The 10,028-nt window shown below is 74.4% G+C and carries 8 protein-coding genes and 1 pseudogene; 4 read left to right on the top strand and 5 right to left on the bottom strand.

The genetic code is table 11. From position 1 onward, the window contains the following. From WDV06_RS34145 to WDV06_RS34125, 5 genes are all read right to left on the bottom strand, one after another. On the bottom strand, positions 1-442 hold a 442-nt coding region (locus tag WDV06_RS34145; RefSeq protein WP_395513704.1), incomplete at its 3' end, for an alanine racemase. Between the two features lie 96 nt (positions 443-538). Then, the gene (locus tag WDV06_RS34140) at positions 539-1,963 is read right to left on the bottom strand and encodes an NAD(P)H-hydrate dehydratase (protein ID WP_395513703.1); all 1,425 of its coding nucleotides are present in this window, start codon (positions 1,961-1,963) and stop codon (positions 539-541) included. A gap of 26 nt (positions 1,964-1,989) precedes the next feature. Beyond that, positions 1,990-2,358, bottom strand: a complete 369-nt coding sequence (locus tag WDV06_RS34135) for a holo-ACP synthase (protein ID WP_395513702.1) — start codon at positions 2,356-2,358, stop codon at positions 1,990-1,992. Positions 2,359-2,373: 15 nt separating this feature from the next. After that, a complete protein-coding gene (gene glmS / locus WDV06_RS34130; protein ID WP_395513701.1) occupies positions 2,374-4,245 on the bottom strand; it encodes a glutamine--fructose-6-phosphate transaminase (isomerizing) in 1,872 nt (623 codons plus the stop codon). 123 nt (positions 4,246-4,368) lie between these two features. Next, on the bottom strand, positions 4,369-5,166 hold the full coding sequence (locus WDV06_RS34125) for a hypothetical protein (RefSeq protein WP_395513700.1): 798 nt from the start codon (positions 5,164-5,166) through the stop codon (positions 4,369-4,371). Positions 5,167-5,667: 501 nt separating this feature from the next. Here WDV06_RS34125 and coaA point away from each other — a divergent pair. From coaA to WDV06_RS34105, 4 genes and pseudogenes are all read left to right on the top strand, one after another. Beyond that, a complete protein-coding gene (gene coaA / locus WDV06_RS34120; protein WP_395513699.1) occupies positions 5,668-6,651 on the top strand; it encodes a type I pantothenate kinase in 984 nt (327 codons plus the stop codon). Between the two features lie 16 nt (positions 6,652-6,667). Next, positions 6,668-7,573 (top strand): annotated as a pseudogene (locus WDV06_RS34115) (DUF389 domain-containing protein); the annotation flags it as partial. A 758-nt stretch (positions 7,574-8,331) separates the two neighbouring features. Then, positions 8,332-8,697: a cupin domain-containing protein gene (locus tag WDV06_RS34110; protein ID WP_395513698.1), complete on the top strand. Its 366-nt coding sequence runs from the start codon at positions 8,332-8,334 to the stop codon at positions 8,695-8,697. A 227-nt stretch (positions 8,698-8,924) separates the two neighbouring features. Further along, positions 8,925-9,956, top strand: coding sequence for a helix-turn-helix transcriptional regulator (locus WDV06_RS34105; protein ID WP_395513697.1), 1,032 nt, complete (start codon positions 8,925-8,927; stop codon positions 9,954-9,956). Positions 9,957-10,028 lie beyond the last annotated feature (72 nt).

Below are 10,028 nucleotides of genomic sequence, written 5' to 3'. Positions count from 1 at the left end.
GGGGGGGGGGGGGGGGGGGGGGGGGGGGGGGGGGGGGGGGGGGGGGGGGCGGGCCGGGGCGCCGCCGCCGCCCCGCCCCCCCCCCCCCCCCCCCCCCCCCGCGGACCTCCTCCAGCGCCCACATCCCGCTGACGGACAGGTCGATGTCCGCCTCGATCGCCTCGCGCCAGGGCCCGCCGGGGCTCCACAGCCAGCACATGATCCGCCCCTGGATCCCGGCGGCGCGCAGCTCCAGCGCCTCCTCGGGGGTGGCGGTACCGAGCCAGGTGGCCCCGGCCTCCTGGGCCGCCCGGGCGCACGGGAGGGCCCCGTGCCCATAGGCGTTCGCCTTGACGACGGCCATCAGCTCGGACCGGGGCGCCCGGGCGCGCAGGGCGCGTACGTTGGCCCGTACCACGTCAAGATCGATCTCGGCGTACACGCGCATCGGTGTCTCGTTCATCGCCCACAGTCTCTCAGAACCCGTACCGGACGGAGATCCGGCACGGTTCGCCCCGGTTGTCCGGCAGGCGCGTCCGGTGGCAGGCGTGTCCTTCGACTACTGCCCGGCCGCCCGTACCGAGCGCCACGCCTCCGGCAGGGCCGCGGCCACCTCCTGCGCCACCACGGGCGCCCCGCCCGCCGCGAACCGCCCCGCGAGCCCGTGCAGATACGCCGCCGCCGAGCCCGCGTCCACCCCCGGCAGCCCCCCGGCCAGCAGTGCTCCCGCCAGCCCCGACAGCACGTCCCCGCTCCCGGCGGTGGCCAGCCAGGACGTCCCCGTCGGATTCACCCGTACGGCCCCGCCCCCGGCGGGCGCGACCAGCGTCGTCGACCCCTTGAGCAGCACCGCCGCCCCGTACCGCCGCGCCAACTCCCGTACGGCGCCCAGCCGGCCGGCCTCCACCTCCTCCCGCGCCACGCCCAGCAGCGCCGCCGCCTCCCCCGCGTGCGGGGTCAGCAGGGTCGCGGCCCGGCGTCCCCGCACCACCGCGCCGTCCAGCCCGCGCAGCCCGTCCGCGTCGAGCAGTACCGGCACGTCGGCGTCCGCCAGGGCCCGCCCGACCTCTTCCGCCCGGCCCGCGCCGAGCCCCGGGCCGACCACCCAGGACTGCACCCGCCCCCGCCCCACCAAGACCTCGGGGAAGCGGGCCAGCACGGCCTCCGCCGCCGGCCCCACGTACCGCACCGCGCCGGCGCCGCCCCGCAGGGCGCCCGCCACGGCGAGCACCGCCGCGCCCGGGTACTGCTCCGACCCGGCGACGACACCGACGACGCCCCGCCGGTACTTGTCGCTGGACGCGGACGGCACCGGCAGCAGGCGCGCCACGTCGGCGTGTTGCAGCGCCTCCATCGCGACGGCGTGCTCCGGCGGCTCCAGCCCGATGTCCACCAGCCGCACAGCCCCCACCCGCGAGGCGCCCGGGTCGGTCAGCAGCCCCGGCTTGTACGCCCCGAAGGTCACGGTCACGTCGGCCGTCACCGCCGGTCCCGCCACCTCCCCGGTGTCCGCGTCCACCCCGCTCGGCAGGTCCACCGCGACCACGGTCGCCCCTGCCGGGATCCGCTCCACGAGCGCGGCCGCGGCCGGCCGCAGCCCGCCCCGGCCGCCGATCCCGAGCAGCCCGTCCACGACCAGGTCGGCCCGCTCCGGCACCGACGCCCCGACCCGTCCGCCGGCGGCCCGCAGGGCGGCCAGCCCGCCCGGGTGCACCCGGGCGGGATCCATGGGGACCGCCGTCACCCCCGCCCCGCGCCGCGCCAGCCGCGCCCCGGCGTACAGGGCGTCACCGCCGTTGTCCCCGGGCCCCACCAGCAGGACCACGCGGGACCCGTAGACCCGGCCCCGGCCGCGGGCCAGCAGCTCCGCGCACACGGCGGCCAGCCCGGCCGCGGCCCGCGCCATCAGGGCACCCTCCGGCAGACGGGCCATCAGCTCGCGCTCGGCGGCCCGTACGCTCTCCACGCTGTAAGCAGTACGCATGCCACCAGCCTGCCGCACCCGGGCCGTCAGCCCTCGGCGATCACCACCGCCGACGCGACGCCGGCGTCGTGGCTCAGCGAGATGTGCCAGGACTTCACCCCGAGGATCCGGGCCCGCGCCTCGACCGTGCCGGAAACCCTCAGCCGGGGCTGCCCGGTGTCCTCGACGTACACCTCGGCGTCGGTCCACAGCAGCCCGCCGGGCGCGCCCAGCGCCTTGGCCAGGGCCTCCTTGGCCGCGAACCGGGCGGCGAGCGAGGCGACTCCGCGCCGCTCGCCGCTCGGCAGCGTCAACTCGGTGGGGAGGAACAGGCGCTCCGCCATCTGCGGCGTCCGCTCCAGCGCCGCGCCGAACCGCGCGATCTCGGCCACGTCAATCCCCACACCGACAATCACGGCAACAACCCCCAGCTACTCCACAGTGACGGACTTCGCGAGGTTACGCGGCTGGTCCACCTCGTTGCCGCGCGCGGTCGCCAGCTCGCACGCGAACACCTGGAGCGGGACCGCGGCCACCAGCGGCTGGAGCAGCGTCGGGGTCGCCGGGATGCGGATCAGGTGGTCGGCGTACGGGACGACCGCGTCGTCGCCCTCCTCGGCGATCACGATGGTCCGCGCCCCGCGCGCCCGGATCTCCTGGATGTTCGAGACGATCTTGTCGTGCAGGACGGAGCGGCCGCGCGGCGACGGTACGACGACCACCACCGGCAGGTCCTCCTCGATCAGCGCGATCGGCCCGTGCTTGAGCTCACCCGCCGCGAAGCCCTCGGCGTGCATGTACGCCAGCTCCTTGAGCTTGAGCGCGCCCTCCAGCGCCACCGGGTAGCCGACGTGCCGGCCCAGGAACAGCACGGTGTCCTTGTCCGCCAGGGAGCGCGCGAGGGCCCGTACGGGCTCCATCGTCTCCAGCACCCGGTCCACCGCCGCCGCGATGTCCGACAGCTCCCGGATCACCACCTCGATCTCGTCGCCCCACTTCGTCCCCCGCACCTGACCGAGGTACAGGGCGACGAGGTAACAGGCCACCAGCTGCGTCAGGAACGCCTTGGTCGAGGCGACGGCCACCTCCGGCCCGGCGTGCGTGTACAGCACGGCGTCCGACTCGCGCGGGATCGTCGAGCCGTTCGTGTTGCAGATGGCCAGCACCCTGGCACCCTGCTCGCGGGCGTGCCGCAGCGCCATCAGGGTGTCCATGGTCTCGCCGGACTGGGAGATCGCGATCACCAGCGTCCGCTGGTCCAGGATCGGGTCGCGGTAGCGGAACTCGCTGGCCAGCTCGGTCTCGCACGGGATGCGGGTCCAGTGCTCGATGGCCAGCTTCGCGATCATGCCCGCGTGGTACGCCGTACCGCACGCCACGATCACGACCTTGTCGACCTCGCGGAGCACCGAGGCGGGGATGCGCACCTCGTCGAGGGTCAGCAGGCCGCTCGCGTCGATCCTGCCCAGGAGGGTGTCGGCGACGGCCTTCGGCTGCTCGGCGATCTCCTTGAGCATGAAGTAGTCATACCCCCCCTTCTCGGCCGCCGAGGCGTCCCAGTCCACGTGGTACGCCCGCACCGACGCGGGCGAACCGTCGAAGCCGGTCACCGACACCCCGTCGCGGCGGAGCTCGACGACCTGGTCCTGCCCCAGCTCGATCGCGGACCGGGTGTGGGCGATGAACGCGGCCACGTCCGAGGCGAGGAAGTTCTCACCTTCCCCAACGCCCACCACCAGGGGGGAGTTCCGGCGCGCGCCGACCACCACGTCCGGCTCGTCGGCGTGCACCGCCACCAGCGTGAACGCGCCCTCCAGCCGCCGGCACACCTGCCGCATCGCCTCCGCCAGCCCCGCCCCCGCCGCTCCCCCGACGCCCCGGGACGCCTCGAAGCGCTCGGCCAGCAGGTGCGCGACCACCTCGGTGTCCGTCTCGGACTCCAGCCGGTGCCCGCGCTCGGCCAGTTCGGCGCGCAGCGCGGCGAAGTTCTCGATGATGCCGTTGTGGACGACGGCCACCCGGCCGGAGTTGTCCAGATGGGGATGGGCGTTGACGTCGGTGGGCCCGCCGTGGGTCGCCCACCGGGTGTGACCCAGGCCCGTGGAACCGGCCGGCAGCGGCTGCGCGACCAGTTCCTTCTCCAGGTTGACGAGTTTGCCGGCCTTCTTGGCGCTGACCAGCTCGCCGTCGGAGAGGACGGCGACCCCGGCCGAGTCGTAGCCCCGGTACTCCAGCCGCTTCAGTCCGGCGATGACCACATCGAGCGCCGACTGCGCTCCCACGTATCCCACAATTCCGCACATAGGCCGCAGGGTACGCCTGAGTTGGACCGCTGTCGGGTACCCGAACAGGACGAAGGCCCCGCTCCGGCGAATCCACCGGATCGGGGTTGACCCTCCCGGGCGACCCGCGGGCCCGTCGGACCGTCAGCCCAGCTTCCTGACCTGCGCCTCGATCGCGGGCGCGGCCAGCTGCGCCTCGCCGGAGCGGCGGCTCGCGTGGAAGTTCACGAGCGTGCCGCCCTTGCGGACCACCATGAGCTCCGTCTGGTACGGCTCCCCGTCGCGCTCCGCCTCGACGGTGTACGCCAGCGCCTCGTCACCGCCGGACGCGGCGTGCGGGACGACCCGGGTCACCGTGACGCTCTCCCCGTCCGCCGTGGTCGCGTAACCGCCCTCGCAGGCCCGGCCCGACGCCTGCACCTCGGCGAAGTGCCCGTGGGCCCCGTCCCCGGCGTACGAGCCGAGGGTCACGACCGTCACCGTCGAGCTGGCGGCGTCCAGCGCCGCCGCCCGCTTCTGCCCCTCCGGGGCGTCGTCCGGCAGCGCCGACGCCATCGCGACGACCGAGGCCCTGGCCCAGCCGGTCCGCCCCGCCGGCAGGAAACCGGAGACGGCACGCGCCAGTTCGCGGCACTCGGGCCGGTCCGCGCCGACCGGCACGCCCTCGTGCGCCTCGGGAGTGACCTTGTGGTCCAGCAGGTCGCCCTGCGCCACCAGCAGGTGTTCCGGGGTCTCCTGGGCCCGGCCCCTCGGCGGGGCCGCCTGCTGCCCCTTGCGTGCCGTCCCCGTGGTGGATCCGGGCAGCTCGGCCGCCGCGGCCGGAACCCCCTCTTCCACCACGATCACGGTGGGCCGGCCGGTCCCGCAGCCGGTGGTCAGCACGGCCAGGGCCAGCCCCGAGACGATCAGCGCGGCCGCACGCCGCGCGCGGACGCCTCTCATCCCAGCTTCCGGGACTGCGCCGCCGCCGACCTCGCCGTACCCTGCGCCGCGGCCTCCGTGCCCGCGTCCTTCCCCCCGTCGCCGCGCGCACCCGCGCCACCGGAGCCGCAGGCGGCCGCCGGCAGGCACAGGGATACGGCGGAAGCGGCCAGGACGCCGCGACGGACAGACGTGGTACCCACGTGAAAGCTCTCCCCCATGAAGCAGATCACCGCGGGACGCCGGTCAACGCCGCGGTGACGAACAATGTACGACTTGCTCGATCGCGTGACCGGTGTTAATGGCACATACGCGGGATCTTCCCGGTCACAGCGGGGAATCGTGATCGGCACGAGACGTGACGGGCTTCCGATCGAGACCCGGTCGCGGACCACCGCGCCACCAGGGCGTTCCCTCCCCCGCGGCCGCCACGTGACCGACCCCACCACCCACGAGCGGCCCCGAGCCCCGACAATGGGCGGTGTGATCACATCGCCGCCACGCTGTACGCCGGAGCACGCAATGGAGCGTTCCGGTTCCCGCCGGGTGCCGGAGCCCTCGCCCTACGTGGACCTCACGCGGGCCGAGTGGAGCGCCCTGCGCGAGCGCACCCCCCTGCCGCTGACGGCGGAGGAGGTCGAGCAGGTACGGGGCCTCGGTGACGTCATCGACCTCGACGAGGTGCGGGACGTCTACCTCCCGCTCTCCCGCCTGCTGAACCTGTACGTCGGCGCCACCAGCAACCTCCGCGGCACCCTGAACACCTTCCTCGGCGACGCGGGCGGCAACGGCCACGGCGCCCAGCAGGGGACGCCGTTCGTCATAGGGGTGGCCGGATCGGTCGCCGTCGGCAAGTCCACCGTGGCCCGTCTGCTCCAGGCCCTCCTGGCCCGCTGGCCCGAGCACCCGCGCGTCGAGCGGGTCACCACCGACGGGTTCCTCTACCCGATGAAGGAGCTCCAGCGCCGCGGCCTGACCTCCCGCAAGGGCTTCCCGGAGTCCTACGACCGGCGCGCGCTCACCAAGTTCGTCGCCGACATCAAGGCCGGCAAGGACGAGGTCACCGCTCCGGTCTACTCGCACCTGATCTACGACATCGTCCCGGACGAGCGGCTCGTCGTGCGCCGCCCGGACATCCTCATCGTCGAGGGCCTCAACGTCCTCCAGCCGGCCCTGCCCGGCAAGGACGGCCGGACCCGGGTCGGCCTCGCCGACTACTTCGACTTCAGCGTGTACGTGGACGCCCGCCCCGAGGACATCGAGCGCTGGTACCTCAACCGCTTCCGGAAGCTGCGCGAGACCGCGTTCCAGAACCCGTTCTCCTACTTCCGCAAGTACACCCAGGTCTCGGAGGAGGAGGCCCTGGAGTACGCGAAGACGATGTGGCGGACCATCAACAAGCCGAACCTGCTGGAGAACGTGGCCCCCACGCGCGGCCGCGCCACGCTCGTCGTCCGCAAGGGCCCCGACCACAAGGTCACCAAGCTCAGCCTGCGCAAGCTCTGAGGGCTACTGTGCGGGCATGCTGCATCTACGGATGATCATCCCGTCCCCGTTGACCGACCGGGCGGTGGAACTGGTCGGCCAGACGGTCGGGACCACCCATCTGGTGGTCCTGCCGGGCGCGGCGCGCGACCCCGAGGGCGATCTGGTCCTCGTCGACGTCGCCCGCGAGGCGGCGGACGAGCTGCTCGCGGAGATGCGCGCGCTCGGCGTCGACGAGGCGGGGTCGATCTCCGTCGAGAACATCGACCTGTCGATCTCGCGGCGCGCCGACCGGGCCGAGGAGGAGGCTCCGGGCGAGGCCGCCGACGCGGTGATCTGGGAGCAGCTCGCCGAGTCCACCCACGAGGAGTCGACCCTCACCATCACCTACACCATGTTCATGATCGTCGCCACGATGATCGCGGCCTGCGGCGTGGTCCTGGACAACGCCGTCCTGATCGTCGGAGCGATGGCGGTGGGCCCCGAGTTCGGTCCGCTCGCCGGGATCTGTACGGGCCTGGTGCAGCGGGCCCCGAGGCTCGCGTGGCGCTCTGCGCTGGCCCTGGTGGTCGGCTTCGCCGCGGCGATCCTGGCGACGACCGTGTTCAGCCTCGTCATGGACGCGCTCGGGCTGTTCCACGAGGGGATACTCGACCGGCCGCGGCCGAACACCAGCTTCGTCTGGCAGCCCGACCCGTTCTCCTTCGTCGTGGCCGTGCTCGCCGGGGTGGCGGGGATGATGTCGCTGACCTCGGCGCGGGCGGGAGCGCTGGTGGGCGTGGCCATCTCGGTCACCACGGTCCCGGCCGGCGCCAACGCGGCCGTGGCGCTGAGCTACGGCGACGTCGGCCAGATGTGGGGGTCGGCCGAGCAGCTCCTGGTGAACCTGCTGGGCATCATCCTCGCCGGCTCGCTGACCCTGATCGGCTGGAAACTGCTGTGGGGGGCCCCCCCCCCGGCCGGGGGGCCCCCCCCCCCCGCGGCCCCCCCCCCCCCCCCCCCGCCGCCCCCCCCCCCCCCCCCCCCCCCCCTGGCCCGGTCGGGCGGGGCGGAGGGGCTGGTGGCGCACACGGTGCTGCACGGCCCGCTGGACCGGGAGGAGGCGGCCCGGTGGGCGGCGGACGAGGCGCTGCGCCGGTACGGCGACGTGCCGGTGTGCCTGGCCGGGTACGGGGCGGGGGGTCGGACGGCGCTGCGGGCGGCGGGGCACGACGCCGTCAACTCGGTGGTGGCGCTGGCCCCTCGGTTACCGGACGAGGTGCGCGGCGGCTCCCCTGAACCGGTGAAACAGCTCGCCGGGCGGCAGGTGCTGATCGTGCACGGGACGAACGACGCCCGCAGCGACCCCGAGTCCTCCTTCCGGCTGGCGGCGCGGGCGAAGAAGGCGAATCGTTCTACTTGCCGGTTCGAGGTGCACTCCGACGGCCACGGGCTGCGGGAGCACCGCGCGGAAGTGGTGGCGCTCGCGGTGGACTTCGTCCTCGGCGCGATGTGCTCGGGGCGGTACTCGCGACCCGTGACGGACGCGCTGGCGGCGCCGCCGCCGCTGGGGCTGCGGATGCCGCTGGCCTCGGGGTTCGGCCGGTCGCTGCGGGGGTGACGGCGGTCTTCGCGGGCGGCTTCCCGAGCGGTGGCGGGCAGGGCCCGCGCGTAGAGTGAGGAGTGGACTCGGGGCCGTTTCCCTCCGGGAGGCGATGGGTCATGGCCGGAATGGTGCGCAGGAACTTCGACAAGCCCGACGAGACCCGCCCGTTCGAGGACGGCAAGGGCCGCTTGGACGTGCTGGAGACCGAGGGCGGTGCCGTCGGACGGGCCGTCTTCGAGCCGGGCTGGCGTTGGTCGGAGCACATCAAGCCGCTGGCCGGCACGGACAGCTGCCAGTCCGCGCACACGGGGTACATGCTGAGCGGCCGGATCCACGTCGTGATGGACGACGGGGAGGCCGAGGAGTACGGTCCGGGCGACTTCATGCAGATCGCGCCCGGCCACGACGCGTGGGTGGTGGGCGACGAGCCGGCCGTGGCGCTGGACTGGACGGGCTACGGGACCTACGCGAAGCCGCAGTAGCGCGGCCGCGCGGGCGGGGGCGGGCGGGCGGTGTCCGTCCGTGCCTGCCGCTCCGCCCCCTCACGGTCGGACGGCACCGATGGATCCGGCGTCACCGCCCCCGGCGCGCCGTGCTCCTTACTGTGCCGGTTGGGCATATGCCGTATGCACGGATACAGGGGTCGACTTGTCGCCGTGCGGGAACCCGAGGGGTTTACGAACGGGCACAGTCAGGGACGAATAGGCATATGCAGGTCGATGTCGACGGAGCCGATGGATCCGATCTGAGCCCCGCCGCCCGGCGTCTGTACGCCTTCGCCGTGGAGCGGTACGCCTTCACCCCCGCCGAGGCCACCACCGCGCTGGGCGCCCGCGCGGGCGCCGCCGTCAAGGAGCTGGCCGCCGCCCACCTGCTCCAGCGGGCCCCCGGGGACGGCCCGGAACGCTGGAGCGCGGTCGCGCCCCGCGCGGCGGCGGCCCGGGCCCTGGCCCCGCTGGCCCTGCTCGTCCGGGAAACCCATGACGAGATGGACCGGCTGCGGGGGCGGCTGGAGGCGCTGGTCCCGGCGTACGAGGCGGGCACCGCGCACCGCGCCGACGGCGGGGCGGGCGGCCTGGAGCTGGTCACCGACCTGGGGGCCGTGCGCGGGCTGATCACCGAGCTGGTGGCGGGCTGCGAGCAGGAACTGCTGACGTCCCAGCCGGGCGGCGGCCGCCCCCAGGAAGCCCTGGAGGAGGCGGTCGGACGGGACGAGTCCCTGCTGGCGCGAGGGGTCCGGATGCGGACGATCTACCAGCACACGGCCCGCTACTCCCGCCCGACGGCAGCCTACGTGGAGCGGGTGACGGCTCTGGGGGCGCAGGTGCGGACCCTGGGCGACGGCCTGATGCGGATGCTCGTCTTCGACGCCCGGACCGGCCTGATGTCCGTCCCGGACCGCCAGGGCGCGGCCCTGCTGGTCCGCGAGCCGAGCGTGGTCCACTTCATGACGGCCGCCTTCGAACGCTCCTGGCTGGACGCCCGCCCCTTCCCGACGACCGTGAGCCCGGAGGCCGCGAAGTCCCTCTCGGACGAACTCCGCCGGACCATCGTCCGCCTCCTGTCGGAGGGCCTGGAAGACAAGGTCATCGCCCGCCGCCTGGGCATGTCGGAACGCACCTGCCAACGCCACATCGCACAGATCATGCGCGCGGTGGGCGCCAAGTCCCGCTTCCAGGCCGGCTACTTGCTGTCGGCGACGGCCGCCTGCCGGGAGGTGGACGCCCCGGGTCCCCCCTAGGGCCTGTCGTCACACTCCCGTCGTCGCCCGGAGGGCGGCCCCGCGGCGTCATGGGGGTCCCCCCTGGTCGAG

It is taken from the genome of Streptomyces racemochromogenes, assembly GCF_044129415.1.
Classification (GTDB): domain Bacteria; phylum Actinomycetota; class Actinomycetes; order Streptomycetales; family Streptomycetaceae; genus Streptomyces; species Streptomyces racemochromogenes_A.
The sequence above is the reverse complement of the archived record's forward strand: the minus strand, read 5'-3'. Positions and strand labels throughout refer to the sequence as shown.

Bases quoted from the DNA above. Each gene is read 5' to 3' on its own strand.
- WDV06_RS34110 (WP_395513698.1), top strand. From the start codon at position 8,332: ATGGCCGGAATGGTGCGCAGGAACTTCGACAAGCCCGACGAGACCCGC.
- WDV06_RS34140 (WP_395513703.1), bottom strand. From the start codon at position 1,963: ATGCGTACTGCTTACAGCGTGGAGAGCGTACGGGCCGCCGAGCGCGAG.
- WDV06_RS34125 (WP_395513700.1), bottom strand. From the start codon at position 5,166: ATGAGAGGCGTCCGCGCGCGGCGTGCGGCCGCGCTGATCGTCTCGGGG.
- WDV06_RS34105 (WP_395513697.1), top strand. From the start codon at position 8,925: ATGCAGGTCGATGTCGACGGAGCCGATGGATCCGATCTGAGCCCCGCC.
- coaA (WP_395513699.1), top strand. From the start codon at position 5,668: ATGGAGCGTTCCGGTTCCCGCCGGGTGCCGGAGCCCTCGCCCTACGTG.
- glmS (WP_395513701.1), bottom strand. From the start codon at position 4,245: ATGTGCGGAATTGTGGGATACGTGGGAGCGCAGTCGGCGCTCGATGTG.